Here is an 18,182-nt window from a genome sequence, read left to right on the forward strand (position 1 = left end):
ATTTTCTCCTACTTCACTATCACATAATTAAAACTAATATTATTGCATTTAATTAGATTGGTTAACAACCAAAGAATTGCTGTTACCAACCTGCATACCAAGGTGGAAATGTGAGGTTCCGGATTGTGTAACGCTTGTATAATTACCGTTACCAATTTGTGAGTCCATTGCCACATTGCTATCTCCATATTGATATTGGCTCAAGGTGTTACCGTTGCCTATCTGCAATCCAGTAGTGATATTATCATTACCGTACTGGTGAGAATCTGCAATATTACTATTACCTACCTGATAGTGAGTAGCACTGTTATCATTGCCGTACTGTAATTGATGAATATAGTTATCAGAGCCTAATTGTAGTGCATAAGCATCATTTCTTCTACCATCTTGTTCCTGCCAAATCTCATTATCCAGACCAATCTGAGTTGCTGTAGCAGTGTTTCTTCTTCCATTTTGATATTGGTTGATATAGTTACCATTCCCTAATTGTGTTGCAGAAGCATCGTTCCTGTTTCCAACTTGCAATTGTTCCACTTCGTTGAATAAACCAACCTGTAAAGTCTTCGCAGAGTTTCTATTACCATATTGGCTGGTAGTATTGGAGTTCCTTATACCCCATTGGTCAACATCAATTGAGTTTCGGTTACCTTTACTTAGAGCTGTATTACTATTTACCCATCCTACCTGGTCTATGTCTGCATCATTCCTATTACCTTGCTGTAGTAAGGAGTTGAAGTTTAATATTCCTGTTTGATCCACTGTAGCAGTGTTTAAGTTTCCAATCTGTGAACTCAGATCAACGTTTGATTGTGCAAAAGTGAAGTTCACGGCCATTAGTGCAACTGCACCTAAAATAAACTTTTTCATTGTAATAAATTTTAATTGGTTAATATTAGGGCAAATGTAATCTCATACCCAAGGCAAAAAACCACCGTAAAAGTGTAAATTCAAAAAATCACTATTTCTAATTACAAACATCTTTCACTATCCAAATCATTACCTTTGCATAATGGAATTAGAATCAATCTTTAAAAAACTGCAGATCAAGGAACTGAACCAGATGCAGAAATCGATATACAAAGCATCTGAAAATGGCAACGACATTGTACTGCTCTCCCCTACCGGATCGGGAAAAACCCTAGGATTTTTATTTCCGGTCCTGCGGAATTTAAAACCTAACATCAAAGGAATTCAATCCTTAATTTTAGTACCGGCAAGAGAATTGGCGTTGCAGATTGAGCAGGTTTTCAAAACGATGGGAACAGATTTCAAAGTGTCGGTTTGCTACGGTGGGCACGATAAAAAAATTGAAGTTAATAATTTGACAGAAGCTCCTGCTGTCCTTATCGGAACGCCGGGGCGAGTGGTTTATCATCTTAGAAATAATAATTTTGATCCAGAAACGGTAGAAACCATGGTTTTGGATGAATTTGACAAAGCGCTGGAACTGGGTTTTCAGGAAGATATGGAATTTATTATCGGGTCATTAAAAAATCTTAATCAGAGAATCCTCACTTCTGCGACCGCAATGGAAAATATCCCAAATTTTACAGGTTTGAAGAATGAAAAAGTGATTAATTTCTTAAAACTTAGTGATCAAAAACCAGACATTCAGCTGAAAAAAGTGATGACAATTCCGGAGGAGAAACTGGACACCTTATTTAATTTGATTTGTAAGATTGGGAACAAAAGAACGCTGATTTTCTGTAATCACCGCGATGCCGTGGACCGTATTTCCGAACTTTTGCGCGAAAAAGGAATCGCCAGAGAAACTTTTCACGGCGGAATGGAACAGGACGAAAGAGAGCGTGCTTTACTGAAATTCCGGAATGATTCTGCAAGAATCCTTATTACAACAGATTTGGCTGCAAGAGGCTTGGACATCCCAGAAGTGGAATCGATTGTTCATTACCAACTACCACCAAAGGAAGACGCCTTTATCCACAGGAACGGGCGCACTGCCAGGATGAATGCTAAAGGTTTTGCTTATCTGATAATGACGGAAGATGAAAACTTCCCGTTTATTAAAAACAATACACCCGAAGAAAATGTTGCCGGATTTGACCGTGTACCAGAGAGGACTCCCAACCAAACTATCTATATTAGTGCAGGCAAAAAAGATAAGGTGAATAAAGTAGATATCGTAGGCTATCTGATTAAAAAAGGTGGATTGGAAAAGGATGACATTGGGCTGATCGAGGTGAAAGATACAACATCCTACGTGGCCATCAACAGAAAAAAAACCGTAGAACTACTAAAAAAACTATCCAGCGAAAAGTTGAAAGGAAAAAAAATAAAAATGGAAATCGCTTATTAAGGCGATTTTCTTATCTAAGTCCCTTAAGATTTGTAGAAAGCACATAAACGGACTTGGATGCTGTGATGAATAAAGTCGAATTATTCTTGCCTCCAAACGTAACATTAGAAGTCCAAGCTTCGGGAATATTGATATGTCCAATCTTATCACCATTTTTATTAAAAACGGTAACACCTTCCCCGGTGAGATAAAGGTTTCCTTGACTATCTAAAGTCATCCCATCAGAGCCCATATTACAAAACAGTCTTTTGGGAGATAGTTTGCCTTGACCCAAGATGTCGTAAACATAGGTTTTTCCCGCATCTATATCTGAAACAAAAAGCTTTTTCTTTTCTATACTGCCAATAATCCCGTTGGGCTGTACAAATGTGTCTAATTTTGTGATTTCGCCATTTTTATTTCTGTAATAAAGACTTTTTTCCGGGATTTCTTGCTTAAAATTAATCCAGTAATCTCGCATATACAAAGGATCTGTGAAGTAGATCCCGCCATCGTTATCTATCCAAAGATCATTAGGTCCATTCAGCCTTTTATGATCGTAATCCGTTATGAGTTTTTTCACTTTCTTATCTTTAGAAATCTGCCACATCTCGCCATTCTCATCAGAGCAGGTGATTAGATGGTCATTTTTGTCAAAATAAGTCCCGTTGGCGCGCCCGGTTTTATCAAGAAATAACTTGATATCATTTGACTTCCAATCCCAAAAATAAATTTTATCGTTGGGCTGATCTGTAAAATAAACATTGCCAGATTTATCGGCAGAAGGTCCTTCTGTAAAAGAAAACTTATCCGAGAGCAATACGGGTTGGGCAAAAGATAAATGACGATCTTGATCTTTAACTTTACAATTAACAAGAATCAAAAGCAATATGGCAAGGCTAAAATTTTTCATAGCAGGAAGTAAAGTCGCAAGGTACAATTTGTAAAAAAGAATTTAAAATAATTATCTTTGGAAATTCACTTTAAACAATGAAACTTAACCTTCCAGACAAACTGTACTACTCTATCGGTGAAGTTGCCAAAGCTTTTGACGTCAACACTTCGTTAATTCGCTATTGGGAGCAGGAGTTCCCGATAATCCGACCAAAAAAGAACAAAAAAGGCAATCGCTACTTTACGCCAGATGACATCAGCAATCTCAAAATTATCTACCATCTGGTGAAGGAAAAAGGTTATACACTGGACGGTGCCAGGATAGCGCTTACAACCAACTCCAAAATATCAGAAACCATTACTATTATAGATCGCCTAGAGTTTATAAAAGCTGAACTGATTAAACTAAAAAATTCGCTAAACGACTGATTATATAATTTTTATAAAAATATATTCGGTTTAATTTTGCTAACTTTGGAGAAAGCACAACTCCAATGAAACCAAAATTACCTTTCCAAATCCGGAAAAGACAATTGGTAAGTCTTGTTTTTTTCGGTTTACTCATTATCGCAATACAACTGGGGTTTTCCACATACAAAAATGGTCAAACACCTAGAAGTCCAAACATCCAGTTTATATCTTCAGAAGAACCCGAGTTACTCCTAACAGATTTTGATCCCAACGCACTTGATGAGAAACAATGGAAAACATTGGGCTTCAGCGATCGCCAAATCAAAACAATCCTGAAATACAAAGATATTGTCGGCGGGCACTTCCAGTCCAAAACTCAGTTTAAGAAATGCTACGCAATCTCTCCCGAAAAGTATCTTCAACTGGAAAAATACATCCTTCTCCCAGAAAATAATGTTAATAATAAAGAAACCAATTACAACTATAAAGCATTTGAAAAGAAAAAATTAACCATCAAAGGGAAATTTAACCCGGATCTCTATTCCCAAAAAGACTGGGAAAACCTGGGATTTACAGAAAAGCAGGCGGCAGCAATCCTCAAATATAAAAGCTACCTGGGAGGTAGTTTTGTAAGCCAGGAAAAACTGAAGGAATGCTTCATCATCAGTGATGAACAATTTTCACAAATGCGGCCATATCTTATTTTACAGAACAAAACGCCGGAAAATTTTGCAAAACAGTATCCAAACAAAAAGGAAAAAGAACCCGTAAAAATCACTCATTTTTTTGACCCTAACGATCTGAGCGTCGAGCAGTGGCGCGCCTTAGGATTTTCTGAAAAGCAAGCCACCGTTATTGTTAATTACAAAGACAAAAATCTGCGCGGCAGTTTTAAAACTTTGGAAGACATTCAACGCTGTTTTGTGATTTCTCAGGAAAAATTTGAGGAGTTAAAACCTTGGATCAGGCTGACTGTTCCTGAAAAGCCGAAAGAAGAAAAAACAATAATCGCCGAAAAAACTGATTTTGATAAAATAAATCTTAACGAGATTACATTCAAACAATTGAGGGAATTCGGATTTATAGAAAAAGATGCAGCCGGAATCCTCGCTTTTAGAAAAAGATTGGGCGGTTTTATTAACAAACAGCAGCTGCTCGAAACTTATGACATTGACCGTGCAATCGCCGAAAGATTGATTTCTACAACAAAACTTAACAACTCTAATGTTGCCAAATATACCCTGAAAGATGCACCCGAAGATTGGCTGAAAACTCATCCCTATTTCCGATATTCTGCAGATAAAATTATCTATTATAGGTTGACCAATCCTGATGATAAAAAAATCTGGAAATTTTTAAAATTAAAACCTGAATATGAAGAAAAAATGCGGCTTTATGTTGTGAATTAAAGCAGAAATTATTCAAAGGTTTTTGCTGAATCCTGTAGTAAAATATTTAATTCTCTCATTTCTTCCTCAGAAAGATTACGCCATTTCCCTACAGGAAGATCAAGTTTAATATTCATAATGCGTATCCGTTTCAGCTTTTTGACATCGTAACCCAGATATTCGCACATCCGGCGGATCTGGCGATTAAGCCCTTGTGTTAAAACAATTCGGAAAGTCATGGTATCAATTTTTTCCACTTCGCATTTTTTGGTAACAGTGTCCAAAATGGGCACACCATTCCGCATCTTGTCCAGAAATTTCTCAGTAATGGGTTTATCCACTCTCACAAGATATTCCTTCTCGTGGTTATTTCGCGCTCTCAGGATTTTGTTGACAATATCGCCGTCCGAAGTTAACAGAATCAAACCTTCACTCGGTTTATCCAATCGGCCTATGGGGAAAATCCTTTGTGGATGATTAATATAATCCACAATATTATTTTTCTCACGCTTGGTATCAGTTGTACAAACAATACCTACAGGCTTATTAAAAGCGATATAAACGAAATCTTCTTCGGGCTTTTTGATTGATTTTCCATCAACAAAAATCTCGTCTTCTTCAGAAACCTTAGTCCCCATTTCCGGGATTTTTCCGTTGATCGTAATCCTCCCATCCTGCAAAAGCTGGTCGGCAGCCCTTCTGGAACAATATCCAACTTCTGAAAGATACTTGTTAATCCTTATTTTTTCCATTAATCTTTACCGTAAACGGTGTAATTTTTATTACTGAAAAGGGTTGCACCAAAAGAAATCCCAATAAAAAAAGCACCGGATTTGTCATAATTTTGACTATATATAAATAATGCTATATCACTATTCAGTCGCTTAGAAAAGGAGTCGAGATAGCCAATTTTCAAGCCGTAATAACTGGTGTTGTCAACATTAGAATGATTGAGTTGTCGCCCGTATTCAACTTCTAGAAAGCCCTTATCATCATTGTTACCGAAAAAAAACTTTGGCTGGATGACCCAGTTAATAAGATGCTGGTCATCAGCAATAAAATTATAGCGAAAACCCGTTCCCAAAGCAAAAAACGACAAAATATGATAACCGCCCACCACGCCAATACCGTAAGTAAAATCGTTTGGAAGATAAGGTCTTATATATTCCTGATAATATGGAGAATCTTTATTTTGATTATCTCTGATCGAGTTGCCCAAGTTATAACCGATCTGAATATTAGGACTGATGTAAAATCCCATTGTCTTACTTTTTTCATCTTTTGATTGAGATGAAGCAAGAACACCGATCATTAAAAATAAGATTATAAAATTTGGTTTCATATTGTGGTGAAGGTATAATTATTATCCAAAATATTAGAACTTGCATCATCTACAGAATAATCGCCAATTTTTGTCCTACGCAATTGTGTAAGATAAGCCCCTACGCCCAATTCTTGGCCAATGTCGTGAGCAAGGCTCCTAATATAAGTCCCTTTGGAACAACCAACAGTAAAGGATATTAGCGGCAAATCAATCTTAATATCATTGATATAATGAATCGTTGTTTTTCTGGATTTCATTTCCACATCTTCACCTTTTCTGGCAAGGTCATAAGCCCTGTTTCCATCAATTTTTATGGCCGAGAAAATAGGTGGTTTCTGGTCTATCTCACCTACAAATTTTTCAATAGCCCTATGAATATCTTCTTCTGTTATGTGAGAAATATCGGTGGGTAAGATTTCCGGTTTTTCGGTGTCGTAAGATTCGGTTTGTACCCCGATTTTGATTTCTGTCCAATATTCTTTTGGAGCATCCTGAATCTCGGGAATCCTTTTGGTAAACTTTCCCGTACAAACAATCAAAAGCCCTGTTGCCCGTGGATCCAAAGTCCCGGCATGACCAATCTTGAATTTTTTCGGAAGCTCTTTGAATTCTCTTTTGAGTTTGTATTTCAGTTTATTCACCGCCTGAAAACTGGTCCAGTCCAAAGGTTTGTCCAATAGAAATATATGTCCGGATTGTAATTCTTCTGCCGTCATTATGAGTTTGAGAATGGTTGGTTAAAGCGATTATTTTTGCCGAATTTATCTAAAAAAATAAAAATAAATCAACAACGCAATACCTACAAAAATACGGTACCATCCCCAAGGTCGGAAACCAAATTTATTCAGCAAAGCAATAAAAGAACGGATCGCAATCCAAGCCACTACAAAAGCCACCAAATTTCCCACAACAAAAACCAATATGTGATCTTGGGATGCCATAATCATTTCGTAACCTTTCTGAGGATGTAAAGTTTCCTTCCCCCAGGTTTTTACAAAAACCGAATAAACCGTAACGGCCAACATGGTAGGCACAGCAAGGAAAAATGAAAATTCTGCAGCTGCTTTGCGGGATAATCCCTGGGCCATACCCCCAATAATAGATGCCGCACTTCTGCTGGTGCCTGGCATCATCGCTAAACATTGCCAAAACCCTATAGTGACTGCCTTCTTTATCGTAATTTCTTTTTCGTGATGAATAACTGGATTTTTGAACCAATTGTCAGCAAACAACAAAACCACACCTCCCAATACAAGAACTGTAGAGATGGCAATTTGGTTTCCAAGGACAGCCTCTATCTTATCATCAAGAAAAAAGCCGATAATCAAAGCTGGTAATACCGCGAAAGCCAATTTGATATAAAACTGAAAATTACTAAAATCAAAGAACTTTTTCCAGTAGGCTGCCACAACCGCTAGAATGGCACCAAACTGTATGGAAACCTGAAACATCTTAAGAAACTCTGTTTCCTCCAATCCCATTAAGTTGGCCGCAAATCCCATGTGAGCGGTAGAAGATATGGGTAAATATTCGGTAAGTCCCTCTACAATCGCGATAATAATCGCTTTGATTAAATCCATAAATTATGTTTTTATCACAAAAAACTTTGCCCCGAATGATCAGGACAAAGCTTTTAAATATGTTTAATTGAAATTAATTTTTATTTCTTTTCAGAATCGCCACCACCTGAAGTACAAAACCAGTAATCACCAAAAGCGGAGCGAGCCTAATTCGGCGGAAAGAGAAAATATCTTCGTTCCAATAGTTAGGATCAAATTTGCCGTCTGGTGTCGTGTTGGCAGCGGATCCCATCATGAGAACAAATCCTAATAAAATCAATCCTAAACCGATGAGCATCAATTTAAAATTCTTATTCCCAAAATAGAATGTTTTCTTCTCCTCAGTTTTTACTGGTTTGCCAAACTGATCCGCAGAAAATTTATTTGTTGCTTTTTTTGTCATTTTTATGAGTAATAAAGATCATCCACGTTGCTACGTAAGAATCTCCATGTTGCAAAGATAGTACTTGCGACGGTTATAAAAATACCTACAAACAAAATTATGATAATTAGCACAACATACTGGTTTGTGTCCTGCACAAAAGGTGTTCCGATTTGACTTGTAAAATAGTACCAAATACCACCCAACGCCAACAAACCTATAAATGCTCCAATGAGACCCAAAACAATAGCTTCCTTGATAAAAGGCATTAGGATAAACCGCCGCTTGGCACCTACCAGCTGCATGGTTTTGATAATAAAACGCTTAGAAAATATTTTGAGTCTGATTGAGTTGTTAATTAACACAATGGCAACGATTAAAAACAATACCGAAAATGCCAGAATCCACGTTAAAATGCGGTTAAGGTTATTATAAACATCAATCGTTAGCTGGTTGTCATTGGCTACATCTTTTACACCCGGTATCGCCTTGAGTTGGGTAACCACACCATCTATCTTAGTAGGATCCACAAACTCTGGCTTAAGCGTTACTTCTACCGATGCAGGAAAAATATCTTCCTCAAAAAGTGCATTGGCGTCTATTCCCAATTGTTTCTTAGCCAAAACAGAAGCCTGCTTTTTGGATATAAATTTTGCTTGCTTAACGTAGTTTTGCTGCTTAATTTTATCAAAAGTCTCCTCTTGAAATTTCTGAGTTTTAGCAGAATCCCTAGGATCAAGATACTCATCAAAGTAGGCTTCTACCACCAATTGCTCTTTGATATAATCAGAATATTTTTGAGCGTTAATTAATATTAATCCAAACAATCCTACAAGGAACAAAACCAGTGAAATACTGATGACTACAGTAACGTTACTGGATCTTAATCGGCTCTTATTATAGTCGTCAACGGTCTTTGGCATCCAAAAATTTTTTGCTAAAGTAAAAATTTTTGCACAAAAAGTCATAACAGTCAATGTTAATAAAATCATAAAAGGATTGTATTGATAATGCTTTAGGTAGAAATTATTGGTACAAAGATCAAAATCGGCATTTTTATTGTTTAGGCAAAATCAAACGACCATTATGAAAGTTACTCGCCGTGCATCCGGAAAAAGTTTTACTTATTTAGATAAAAATAAAGAACGGATAAAAGATCCCGAAATTATCAATTATATAAAATCGATAGTCATCCCGCCGGCTTGGAAAGATGTGGAAATCACAACCAATAAACGCGCTAAAATCCTGGCTTATGGGCGAGACCAAAAAGGTAGGAAACAATACATCTATAACCCGAAATTCCGGGCCAGAAAAGATGCCGATAAATTTGACAGGATTCTACATTTTGCAGAAAACCTAGAGCACATGCGGCGCGTAACAGGACAGCACCTCCGCAAGAAAAAAATGTCACGCGAGAAAGTTTTGGCAGCGATGGTAAGGCTCCTGGATTCGGCTTATTTCCGCCCGGGAAGTCCAAAATACACCCAACAAAACAAAAGTTACGGACTTACGACAATCAGGAAAAAGCACCTAACCATTGAAGGTGACGAGATGATTTTCTCTTACAAAGGCAAATCTGGGAAGTTTCAGGAAAAACATGTTATTAATTCTAAGTTATCACAAGTTATCAAACAGCTGGAAGCATTACCTGGTTACAGACTTTTTAAATATTATGATGAAAACGACGCCCTTATTTTTGTAGAAAGCCAGGACCTCAACCAATATATTAAGGAAATCATGGGCGAGGAATTTTCTGCAAAAGACTTCCGTACATGGGCCGGAACCATGATTGTGGCAGGCATCTTGGATGAGCTGGGAATTTGTGAAAAAAAACAGCAAAAGGAACTGAAACAGAGAATCCGAAATGCCATCGTAGCAGTATCCGAAAAACTAGGCAATACACCATCTGTGGCGCGGGATTCTTACATCGATCCACGGATTTTTGAACATTATAAAAACGGCCACACCATCCATTACTTCCAGAAAGAGATCAAAAAACTCCTTAAAAAGAACGAGAATTTGTCAGAAACTGAAGTCGGTGTTTTGTATATGCTGAAATCCAAACTAAAAACGACTAAGCGCGCTGCCTGATCAACTAAGCCATCAAGAGACAGTGATTAAGTAAAAAAGTTCTGAATTATGATAGTCAGAACTTTTTATTTAATACTTGAGTTGGAAATGATAATTAATAATAACCTAAAACCTTCCACCAAACCGCTCCTACTATAGCAAAAACGACAAGGTTAACAATACTCATCACAAAGCCAATGCCCCACCAACTGCCCATTGTAACATAGCCACTACCAAAAATAATTGGTGAAGTACCCGTGGCATAGTGCGTAAGACACATCATTAGGGATCCGGCTCCCATCATCATGAGATAAAAAGGAACCCTGAGGCTTGGTTCTATCGTTTGTGAACCTACAATGAGGAAAGCGAGCATCATCGCAGAAATATGCGCGGTAGTACTGGCAAAGAAATAATGGGAGTAGAAGAATACACAAACCAATATCACAAAAACCAAAAGGCTGCTCAAATGCATACTTACTAACCATACCTGGAAATTATCTGAAAACCACGTGATAATACCATGTTTGTTTAATTGATCAGCCATCATAACCAGAGCACCAAACCAAAACAATGTATCCCACGCGCTTTTTTGCCCGAGAATCTCGTCCCATTCCAAAATTCCGGTTATGATCATTAAAAACAAACCGATAATAGCCGTGGTTGTTGGATTTACCATAAACTGATTACCAAAAAGCAACGCAGGAACGTCTGCCCAAAGGACAAGCAACAAAGCAAAAATACCTAACATCAATTTCTCATTAAGCGAGAAAGCTCCAAGTTCTTTAATTTTTTCTTTCGCAAACGCTGCAGCATTAGGCGTGCTGGTAACTTCTGGTTTTGCCAGAAGATAGATAACCAATGGCATCAACATCATTACAACCAACCCGGGAACAAACATAGTAAGTGCCCAGGTGCTCCAAGTAATATGAAGGCTGGTTCCTGCTACTTTATTGACATATTCCATCACCAAAGGATTTGGGGCAGTTGCTGTCAAAAACATCGCAGAAGAAATTGGATTGGCGTGGTAATTGACCAACGCGAGATACCTTCCAATTTTATTTTGGGTGCCATCCTCGGGCTTAGAACCGAAGGCCAGCGCTATAGATTTCATAATCGGATGGATAATTGCACCGCCTCTTGCCGTATTACTTGGCGTTAGAGGAGCTAGCAATGTCTCGCAGAACGCTAAAGCATAACCAATACCCAATGTTTTTTTTCCAAAAACAGAAATAAAATAGTAACCGATCCTCTCACCCAGCCTTGTTTTTATAATTCCTCTCGAGATCATAATAGCAATAACAATCAGCCAAATAAGCTCGTTAGAATAACTGGCCAACGCATCCTGGATGGCAGTCTTACTGGTTACGGGCAACGCAACGCCGTTGGCATCTAGGTGAGGCGCAGTCGCTTTGAAGATGGCTACCAACGCAATACCAAAAAGTGAAACAACGCCCACGCTAGAAGCTTTGCCAATGATTGCTACAATAGATGCTACAAAAATAGCCAACATCGTCCACGCCCCTTCTGACAAGGCGTCCGGCTTTGGAATCATCAAAACGAGAATAAAACTGACGAATGATAAAATGGCAGGCACCAAATTGAAATGAAGGTAAAACTTCTCTTTAACCTGTTGTTGGAGATCTTTCATTTTTCCAATTATTTTACTGTAAAATTAGGGCATGCCATGCTGAATATTAAAAAATGCTATATGATAAATAACATTTCTTATCAAAATCATTAATCATTATATTTAACTGAATATCAAGCAACTAACTATTATAACCGATAACATGTATGTTTAAAATCATTATTTCACAAAAGGTTTAAACCAATAATATTATTCTCTCTTCATTACAAGTAAAAAGTTATAAACTATTAATTTGACAAATCCTTAAAAACATTCCCTATTTCTTTGATAAGATCCGTTGGTAACATCGCCTCTCTCGAATACCGATTGGCAGCAAGATCTCCAGCTTTACCATGAAGCCAGACACCAAGGATACCCGCATCCTGCGGATCATATTTTTGGGAAATCAATGACGTGATAATGCCGGTTAATACATCGCCGCTACCGCCTTTTGCCATCCCCGAATTTCCTGTGATATTATAAAAGACTTTATTTCCCGGCGTGATGACCGCTGTATGATGATCTTTGAGAACTATAAAAATATGAAGTTCCTGCGCTTTTTTATTGGCGAGATCCAACCGTTCAAAAGAATCGTGGGTTTTGCCAAATAAACGTTCAAACTCCAGCGGATGTGGCGTGATGACAGAATTTTTTGGAATCAAATTTAAATTTTGACTTTCGGCCAAGATATTCAGAGCGTCTGCATCTAGGACAACGGGATTTTTGTATGTTTTCAGAAATTCGAAAAGGGCTTTCTGCGTTTTTTTCTCTTTACCCAAACCCGGGCCAATGCCATAAACCGCTTTATCCTCCATCTCGATATTATCCAGAAAATGGTCGCCGGATTTTATAAACATAGCTTCCGGCAACTGGGATTGCAGAATCTGGCAGCCACAATCCGGCGCCATTGTAAATGTCAATCCACTGCCGCTTCTCAGGGCTGCCATTGTTGACATTAGCACAGATCCCATTTTACCATAACTGCCACCTACCAAGATGCTTTTCCCAAAAGTACCTTTGTTGGTGAACTGCTCTCTTGGCTTGTAAATGGATTTTATAATAGTTTCATCAGTCACAAAAAAATCAGTTTTTGCTTCATCGATATATGACTGATCCAGACCGATGTCCAACAGCTCCACCTTACCACAAAATTGACCAGTCTCCGGATGCATAAAACTACGCTTGTAAAACTGGAACGTGAGCGTAACATCCGCCTTAAAAACGGTAGCATTTTTTTCGGTGATTTTATCCGCATATAAGCCAGACGGAATATCAATCGCAATTTTGGTCTGTTGAGCAAGGTTCAGTTGCTCTACCAGTTTCTTTGCTGCGCCGGCTAAACTTCTATTGAGACCATACCCAAAGAGCGCATCTATAATAATGGTCTGCTCATTATTCTCTGTAGAATATTCGGAGAAATACTTGAACAAAATCCCGCTGTTCTTTCTGATTTTTTTATAATTGATTTTTGCATCCTCCGAAAAATCCTGTTTGTTCCGGTCTATATAAACTTCTACATCAATGGCTTTTTCGCTAAGAAGCCGTGCTATGGCAAATCCATCACCACCATTATTACCTTTCCCACAAAAGACCTGAGCCTTTTTGATATTCTTCATATTATTTACAATCCACGAGGCACAGGCATTGGCAGCCTTTTCCATCAACTGGATAGATGAGATGCCATTTTTGATGGTATGCTGGTCACATTCTTTGATTTGTGACGCCGAAAGTATTTTCATTTTTACAAAAAAGTTATTTCTCAAATTTAATCAATATAATTCTGACAAAAAATCAATTTGGAGGGCATTTTAAATAAAAAAAACGATATTTTTGTTTATTAATTAAAAATACAACTATGGGATTTGTAAAAGAATTTAAAGAATTTGCATTCAAAGGGAATGTGGTAGATTTGGCAGTCGGTGTAATCATTGGAGGTGCATTTGGTGCTATTGTAAAATCGTTGGTGGATGATGTCATTACACCTTTGCTACTAACGCCGGCACTGAAAGCTGCAGGTGCAGAAAATATCAAGGAACTGTCTTGGAATGGTGTTACTTATGGTAATTTCCTGTCATCTGTTATCAGTTTTCTAGTGATTGCTTTTGTTTTGTTTTGGCTGATAAAATTAGCTAACAAAGTCGCCAAAAAGCCCGAAGAAGCCCCGGCAGGCCCATCTTCTACAGATGCATTGTTAATGGAGATCCGAGATGAGCTTAAGAAAAAATAAGCTTTTATTGTAGAAATAAAAATGCCACATCTCTGTGGCATTTTTTATTTTAACAAATCGATTTCAAGAATATTGTTATTCTTTTTCATCCGTTCATTCATCAGTTTTTCCTGAGATTTGATATAATCCGCACCATTTAAACGGTTGCCGGCTTCATCTGTCATAAAAATCTCCCCTTCCAGAGTTTTTTTCTTAAAATTAGCCAATAGATCATTCCTGTGGGCTTTGTAGGCATTTTGATACTTCTTAAATCAATTACTATAGTATTATCCCAACTAAAATTTCCCTGTCAATATTTCATAACATTAGGATTAATTTACAATATCCATCTCTATCCTGTTATTATCCTTTTTGATTCTGGTTTTCAGTCTTTCTTCCTGATCTTTTGCCATTTGCACAGAATTGTTGTCTTTACCGGTCATAACAATGGTTGCGCCACCCATCTGCACTTGCCTGATACCTTTTGTAGGATCGTTTTCGTATTCTTTCAGTACCTTCTGAAATTGCTTTTGATTAACGGCAACTTCCTTGGCATCAAAAACGTTAATGTCAAGATCTGTACTGATATTCCTAATGCCTCTTAGTTCCATTTTGTGGGAACCGGTTTTGTCTTCAATTTTAACAATCAGCCCCGGCAAACCATAGAATTTATAGGGCCCGTCCTGGATTGGGATTTCTGTAGAAAACCAGGCAATCCAATGTCTTCCGGCAAAATCTGCTTCTGCCTTTTGGGCGTTCCATTCCCCAATTTTCTCTTTTTCTGACGAAATTTTCCAGTTGATTTTTCGGTTTTCCGATATGTTGTAAGCATCCATTACCAATCTGCGATGAAGATTAACCTTATAATCCGGATACGTTTTGGTAACCGAATATCTAACTACAGGCATTTTTTGAGGTGGCGTAATATTGATGGATCCGGTTGCTTTTAACTGGCGTTCCAGATCGGCCTTCATAATAGAATCTGAGTTAAAAACAGTGTAGCTGTAATATTTGGACCCATTCTTCGAAGTATCCAGATACATCATTTCTTTCTTGACATCCGCCGTATTGGTAGAATCTGGGATCAGTTGATACTCATAGATAAATCGCTTATTTTGCCCAAAAAGGCACACACTCATTATTAAAAGAAAGATCGTAAAAAATTGTTTCATGGGGATTAATTTTAAAAGCCGGCGAACGGGCTAAAGTATTATGAAAATAAAAAATTGATTACTTGGTAATGATTTCGATTTTCCCATTCCCGCTGGTTTTGAAAACACTAACTGATGCAATCACCTTGGGATCTATTTTATCTAAATCATTTCTGTCTATCAGTTTACCATTAACATAAACCAATGCCTTTCCAAGATCAGCAGACCTAGAACTATCAGGGATATTAAATAACTGTCCATTTTCAACCTTCAAGGTTCGTCTTGGCAACATAACAGTTTTCACCTCTTTACTAAGTGCCATCACCTGGCCGGACCTGTCGATCCTCTGCGGTGGAGTAATTTCACTTTGAGTCAATATCATTGGTTGTGACATATTAGACGTGGCGTTGATACTGATGGTCCACGGGCTGTTCTGGTGCATCTCTTTGTTGAGCTCCCGTTGCTTGTCCTGAAGTTTTCTCTGCTCCTCCATCAGGTCTTTTTGTTTTTCCTGAAGTTGCTTTCTCTTTTTTTCTAATTTTTTGAGTTCTTTCGGAGACAATTTTGACTTGGCTGTATTGAAAAACATATCATCGGAGAAACTGTAAGTGAAATTATCAGGAATACCTCTCATAATTCTAAGCTCTTCCACAGTCGGCACACGTCCATAGGCCATAGAACCTTCTTTAAAAGCATCCTTGCCATATTGTTCTTTTAGTATTTTTTGAAACTCTTCTTCTGTAAACGTTTTACCAAATTTTTCAATCGCTTGGTTCGCTCGTTCCTGAGCTTGTTGAATTTTTCTCTGAAAATCTGGTGAATTAACATTTTTCATTGCTTCCTCTGCGATCTTCTGAGCATCAGCTAAACGTTTTTTAAAATCGGGAGAGTTGACTCTTTTACCTGCTTCCTCTGCACGTTTTGCAGCGTCAGCCATCCGTTTTTTGAACTGCGGCGAGTTAACTCTAGCTTCTACTTCTTTGGCGCGCTTCTCAATATCAGCATATTTTTTATGCCATTCTGGGGAATTATAAAACCCTGCAACTGCGGAAGCGTTTTCCTCAAGCTCTTTTAAGTTTTTCTTATAATTATCAGAGTTCACAATATCATTCATCCGAGTGGCAAGAGCTTCCATATCATTTTCAAGAGCTTCGAACTCAGGCGAATCTTCTTTTTTTGCTTTTTTAAGAGCAGACAATTCTTTGCTTTTTTCAGCCATTTTTTTGCTAATGGCAGCCATTTTCAAGTGATCTTCCTGTAGTGCATCAGAAAAAGCCTTGGTTTGGTTCTGATGATTGATCGCCAAACTGTCAGATTCTGATGGCTTTGGCTTAATTGTATCCATTTTTAGTTGCTCTACAGCAATCTCTATCGTTTTATTGGTTTCTTTGATCTCCTTGTTTTTCGCATTTACCATATAGGCAAACACCATAAAAAACAGGATTGGCAGCGCAAAAAGCTTTCGCGCATAGCTATACTTAGTTTTGTTTTTTGTAAGCATTGTAAGTCTTTTTTTGAGGTTAGATGATAAAAAAGGACTGGTTGCAGGTAAAATCCTACCCGAGAAATGACTTTCCAGAAGCATCTGCGCAAATGCCTTGGTATCAGATTTCTTAACTGCTTTTTTGTCCGCCAAATATTCGTGAATAAGATTGATTTCTTTGTTAATGAAATAAAATACAGGATTGAACCAGAATACAGACTTTGCCACCTGCATCAGCAGCTTGTCCCAGCTGTGTTTCTGCTCTATATGCACCATCTCGTGCTTTAGAATCTGCTGTCCCACTTGGGAATTAAGATCGATAGATTGCCTCCAAAAAAGATTTTTGAAGAATGAGAATGGAGCATTATTAAGATCTGTCTGATAAAATTGGATATCTCCTACAGTTTCGTTCGGAAAATGTTTTTTGATCGTATTAATCTTTAAAATCCCTGCCAAAAACCGTATCAGAAGAGCGACTGAAACCACTCCAGCAACAGCATAAAAAATTGTATAAATAGTGACATCATTTTGTTGATTGGTATTTAATTCATTTTGATTCATCCTGCTCAGCAGCAGGTAAAGATTTTTATTGGTTTCCATTGTGAAATAGGAAACTTTTACAAGCGGCAAAACCAAACTTATAATAACGGAAAATAACAGATAAAACCGGTTATAATGATGAAAAGTTTTATCCTTCAAAAACAACAGATAGTACGAAAACATCACTGCCGAGCAGAGAATCATTTTCAACAAGTAGAACGCTAACGTTTCCATTATTCCTTATTTTTAAGTTCGTTAAGTAGCAATTCCAGATCTTTTACACTGATTTCGTTTTCCTCTACCAAGAAAGAAACCGCGTTGGTATAAGACCCTTCAAAGTAATTTTTAACCAGGCTGCGGATAGAACGCCCGCTATAATTCTCTTTGGAAACAATCGGGTAATACTCATGTTGCCTGCCAAACGTTTTGTAGCTGACAAATCCTTTCTCCATAAGGATCTTAAGGATGGTAGAGATTGTATTGGTATGCGGTTTTGGTTCGGGGAAAAGTTCTAAAACGTCTTTTAAAAAACCTTTTCCTATCTGCCAAAGATATTGCATCACCTGTTCTTCTGCCTTGGTTAACTTATTCATTTTCTTTATCTTTTAAATCAATCTTATTATCACTAAAAATTTAGTAATACAAATTTAGAATTTATTTTCACTCATACAACTATTTTTATAGTTAAAACAAGTTAAAAAATACAAACCATTGGTTTTCAGCAATAAAAACATTCTTCTACAAAATATCAATCAAAATAGTTGTATTTCAATAATAATGCTGTATATTTGCAATCCAATATCGCGAGGTAGAGCAGTAGGTAGCTCGTCGGGCTCATAACCCGGAGGTCG

Annotated in this window: 19 protein-coding genes; 5 read left to right on the forward strand and 14 right to left on the reverse strand. The window is 37.5% G+C overall.

Annotated features, from left to right (window positions below; translation table 11 throughout):
- Positions 1 to 48 precede the first annotated feature (48 nt).
- Entirely contained in the window at positions 49 to 867 is an 819-nt protein-coding gene (locus AC00Y6_RS09085; protein WP_474490299.1) for a hypothetical protein, read from the reverse strand.
- 142 nt (positions 868 to 1,009) lie between these two features.
- On the opposite strand from AC00Y6_RS09085, the gene AC00Y6_RS09090 reads away from it, so the two are divergent.
- Positions 1,010 to 2,317: a DEAD/DEAH box helicase gene (locus tag AC00Y6_RS09090; protein WP_474490300.1), complete on the forward strand. Its 1,308-nt coding sequence runs from the start codon at positions 1,010 to 1,012 to the stop codon at positions 2,315 to 2,317.
- A 10-nt stretch (positions 2,318 to 2,327) separates the two neighbouring features.
- Here the strand turns inward: AC00Y6_RS09090 and AC00Y6_RS09095 are convergent, their stop codons facing one another.
- On the reverse strand, positions 2,328 to 3,209 hold the full coding sequence (locus tag AC00Y6_RS09095) for an SMP-30/gluconolactonase/LRE family protein (protein ID WP_474490301.1): 882 nt from the start codon (positions 3,207 to 3,209) through the stop codon (positions 2,328 to 2,330).
- 77 nt (positions 3,210 to 3,286) lie between these two features.
- Here AC00Y6_RS09095 and AC00Y6_RS09100 point away from each other — a divergent pair, with 77 nt between their 5' ends.
- Together AC00Y6_RS09100 and AC00Y6_RS09105 are read left to right on the forward strand one after the other, a co-directional pair.
- Positions 3,287 to 3,619 carry a MerR family transcriptional regulator gene (locus AC00Y6_RS09100; protein ID WP_474490302.1) on the forward strand — a complete coding sequence of 111 codons (333 nt, stop codon included), beginning with the start codon at positions 3,287 to 3,289 and terminating at the stop codon, positions 3,617 to 3,619.
- 65 nt (positions 3,620 to 3,684) lie between these two features.
- Positions 3,685 to 5,010: a ComEA family DNA-binding protein gene (locus AC00Y6_RS09105; protein WP_474490303.1), complete on the forward strand. Its 1,326-nt coding sequence runs from the start codon at positions 3,685 to 3,687 to the stop codon at positions 5,008 to 5,010.
- A gap of 8 nt (positions 5,011 to 5,018) precedes the next feature.
- Here the strand turns inward: AC00Y6_RS09105 and rluF are convergent, their stop codons facing one another.
- The 6 genes from rluF to AC00Y6_RS09135 form a co-directional block, all read right to left on the reverse strand.
- Positions 5,019 to 5,741, reverse strand: coding sequence for a 23S rRNA pseudouridine(2604) synthase RluF (rluF, locus tag AC00Y6_RS09110; RefSeq protein ID WP_474490304.1), 723 nt, complete (start codon positions 5,739 to 5,741; stop codon positions 5,019 to 5,021).
- A complete protein-coding gene (locus tag AC00Y6_RS09115; RefSeq protein ID WP_474490305.1) occupies positions 5,741 to 6,250 on the reverse strand; it encodes a hypothetical protein in 510 nt (169 codons plus the stop codon). Before AC00Y6_RS09115 ends, rluF begins: the two co-directional genes overlap by 1 nt.
- 77 nt (positions 6,251 to 6,327) lie before the next feature.
- Positions 6,328 to 7,029, reverse strand: coding sequence for a tRNA pseudouridine(55) synthase TruB (gene truB, locus AC00Y6_RS09120; protein WP_474490306.1), 702 nt, complete (start codon positions 7,027 to 7,029; stop codon positions 6,328 to 6,330).
- A gap of 45 nt (positions 7,030 to 7,074) precedes the next feature.
- Complete coding sequence (locus AC00Y6_RS09125; protein WP_474490307.1) at positions 7,075 to 7,893, reverse strand: undecaprenyl-diphosphate phosphatase; 819 nt, start codon at positions 7,891 to 7,893, stop codon at positions 7,075 to 7,077.
- Positions 7,894 to 7,966: 73 nt separating this feature from the next.
- Positions 7,967 to 8,275, reverse strand: coding sequence for a DUF3098 domain-containing protein (locus AC00Y6_RS09130; protein ID WP_474490308.1), 309 nt, complete (start codon positions 8,273 to 8,275; stop codon positions 7,967 to 7,969).
- Between the two features lie 2 nt (positions 8,276 to 8,277).
- A complete protein-coding gene (locus AC00Y6_RS09135) occupies positions 8,278 to 9,177 on the reverse strand; it encodes a cell division protein FtsX (protein WP_474490309.1) in 900 nt (299 codons plus the stop codon).
- Positions 9,178 to 9,340: 163 nt separating this feature from the next.
- Here AC00Y6_RS09135 and AC00Y6_RS09140 point away from each other — a divergent pair, with 163 nt between their 5' ends.
- The gene (locus tag AC00Y6_RS09140) at positions 9,341 to 10,345 is read left to right on the forward strand and encodes a DNA topoisomerase IB (protein WP_474490310.1); all 1,005 of its coding nucleotides are present in this window, start codon (positions 9,341 to 9,343) and stop codon (positions 10,343 to 10,345) included.
- Between the two features lie 94 nt (positions 10,346 to 10,439).
- Here AC00Y6_RS09140 and AC00Y6_RS09145 read toward each other — a convergent pair whose 3' ends face one another.
- Together AC00Y6_RS09145 and AC00Y6_RS09150 are read right to left on the reverse strand one after the other, a co-directional pair.
- Positions 10,440 to 11,972: a DASS family sodium-coupled anion symporter gene (locus AC00Y6_RS09145; RefSeq protein WP_474490311.1), complete on the reverse strand. Its 1,533-nt coding sequence runs from the start codon at positions 11,970 to 11,972 to the stop codon at positions 10,440 to 10,442.
- A gap of 227 nt (positions 11,973 to 12,199) precedes the next feature.
- Positions 12,200 to 13,690, reverse strand: a complete 1,491-nt coding sequence (locus AC00Y6_RS09150; protein WP_474490312.1) for an NAD(P)H-hydrate dehydratase — start codon at positions 13,688 to 13,690, stop codon at positions 12,200 to 12,202.
- 116 nt (positions 13,691 to 13,806) lie between these two features.
- Here AC00Y6_RS09150 and mscL point away from each other — a divergent pair, with 116 nt between their 5' ends.
- Entirely contained in the window at positions 13,807 to 14,178 is a 372-nt protein-coding gene (gene mscL / locus AC00Y6_RS09155) for a large conductance mechanosensitive channel protein MscL (RefSeq protein ID WP_474490313.1), read from the forward strand.
- A 44-nt stretch (positions 14,179 to 14,222) separates the two neighbouring features.
- Here mscL and AC00Y6_RS09160 read toward each other — a convergent pair whose 3' ends face one another.
- The 4 genes from AC00Y6_RS09160 to AC00Y6_RS09175 form a co-directional block, all read right to left on the reverse strand.
- Positions 14,223 to 14,384: a hypothetical protein gene (locus AC00Y6_RS09160; protein WP_474490314.1), complete on the reverse strand. Its 162-nt coding sequence runs from the start codon at positions 14,382 to 14,384 to the stop codon at positions 14,223 to 14,225.
- A gap of 105 nt (positions 14,385 to 14,489) precedes the next feature.
- A complete protein-coding gene (locus AC00Y6_RS09165) occupies positions 14,490 to 15,329 on the reverse strand; it encodes a GLPGLI family protein (RefSeq protein WP_474490315.1) in 840 nt (279 codons plus the stop codon).
- Positions 15,330 to 15,387: 58 nt separating this feature from the next.
- Positions 15,388 to 17,565 (reverse strand): M56 family metallopeptidase, encoded by a 2,178-nt coding sequence (locus AC00Y6_RS09170; RefSeq protein ID WP_474490316.1) that lies wholly within the window; start codon positions 17,563 to 17,565, stop codon positions 15,388 to 15,390.
- Positions 17,565 to 17,924, reverse strand: coding sequence for a BlaI/MecI/CopY family transcriptional regulator (locus AC00Y6_RS09175; RefSeq protein WP_474490317.1), 360 nt, complete (start codon positions 17,922 to 17,924; stop codon positions 17,565 to 17,567). The genes AC00Y6_RS09170 and AC00Y6_RS09175 overlap by 1 nt, the downstream gene beginning before the upstream one ends.
- Positions 17,925 to 18,182 lie beyond the last annotated feature (258 nt).

It is taken from the genome of Epilithonimonas sp. (assembly GCF_056329745.1).

What these genes read in the sequence shown, in the direction of transcription:
- AC00Y6_RS09115 (WP_474490305.1), bottom strand. Translation starts at nt 6,250, where the DNA reads ATGGGATTTTACATCAGTCCTAATATTCAGATCGGTTATAACTTGGGC.
- AC00Y6_RS09140 (WP_474490310.1), top strand. Translation starts at nt 9,341, where the DNA reads ATGAAAGTTACTCGCCGTGCATCCGGAAAAAGTTTTACTTATTTAGAT.
- AC00Y6_RS09145 (WP_474490311.1), bottom strand. Translation starts at nt 11,972, where the DNA reads ATGAAAGATCTCCAACAACAGGTTAAAGAGAAGTTTTACCTTCATTTC.
- AC00Y6_RS09150 (WP_474490312.1), bottom strand. Translation starts at nt 13,690, where the DNA reads ATGAAAATACTTTCGGCGTCACAAATCAAAGAATGTGACCAGCATACC.
- AC00Y6_RS09085 (WP_474490299.1), bottom strand. Translation starts at nt 867, where the DNA reads ATGAAAAAGTTTATTTTAGGTGCAGTTGCACTAATGGCCGTGAACTTC.
- AC00Y6_RS09170 (WP_474490316.1), bottom strand. Translation starts at nt 17,565, where the DNA reads ATGGAAACGTTAGCGTTCTACTTGTTGAAAATGATTCTCTGCTCGGCA.
- truB (WP_474490306.1), bottom strand. Translation starts at nt 7,029, where the DNA reads ATGACGGCAGAAGAATTACAATCCGGACATATATTTCTATTGGACAAA.
- mscL (WP_474490313.1), top strand. Translation starts at nt 13,807, where the DNA reads ATGGGATTTGTAAAAGAATTTAAAGAATTTGCATTCAAAGGGAATGTG.
- AC00Y6_RS09130 (WP_474490308.1), bottom strand. Translation starts at nt 8,275, where the DNA reads ATGACAAAAAAAGCAACAAATAAATTTTCTGCGGATCAGTTTGGCAAA.
- AC00Y6_RS09095 (WP_474490301.1), bottom strand. Translation starts at nt 3,209, where the DNA reads ATGAAAAATTTTAGCCTTGCCATATTGCTTTTGATTCTTGTTAATTGT.
- AC00Y6_RS09135 (WP_474490309.1), bottom strand. Translation starts at nt 9,177, where the DNA reads ATGCCAAAGACCGTTGACGACTATAATAAGAGCCGATTAAGATCCAGT.
- AC00Y6_RS09165 (WP_474490315.1), bottom strand. Translation starts at nt 15,329, where the DNA reads ATGAAACAATTTTTTACGATCTTTCTTTTAATAATGAGTGTGTGCCTT.
- AC00Y6_RS09175 (WP_474490317.1), bottom strand. Translation starts at nt 17,924, where the DNA reads ATGAATAAGTTAACCAAGGCAGAAGAACAGGTGATGCAATATCTTTGG.
- AC00Y6_RS09105 (WP_474490303.1), top strand. Translation starts at nt 3,685, where the DNA reads ATGAAACCAAAATTACCTTTCCAAATCCGGAAAAGACAATTGGTAAGT.
- rluF (WP_474490304.1), bottom strand. Translation starts at nt 5,741, where the DNA reads ATGGAAAAAATAAGGATTAACAAGTATCTTTCAGAAGTTGGATATTGT.
- AC00Y6_RS09090 (WP_474490300.1), top strand. Translation starts at nt 1,010, where the DNA reads ATGGAATTAGAATCAATCTTTAAAAAACTGCAGATCAAGGAACTGAAC.
- AC00Y6_RS09125 (WP_474490307.1), bottom strand. Translation starts at nt 7,893, where the DNA reads ATGGATTTAATCAAAGCGATTATTATCGCGATTGTAGAGGGACTTACC.
- AC00Y6_RS09100 (WP_474490302.1), top strand. Translation starts at nt 3,287, where the DNA reads ATGAAACTTAACCTTCCAGACAAACTGTACTACTCTATCGGTGAAGTT.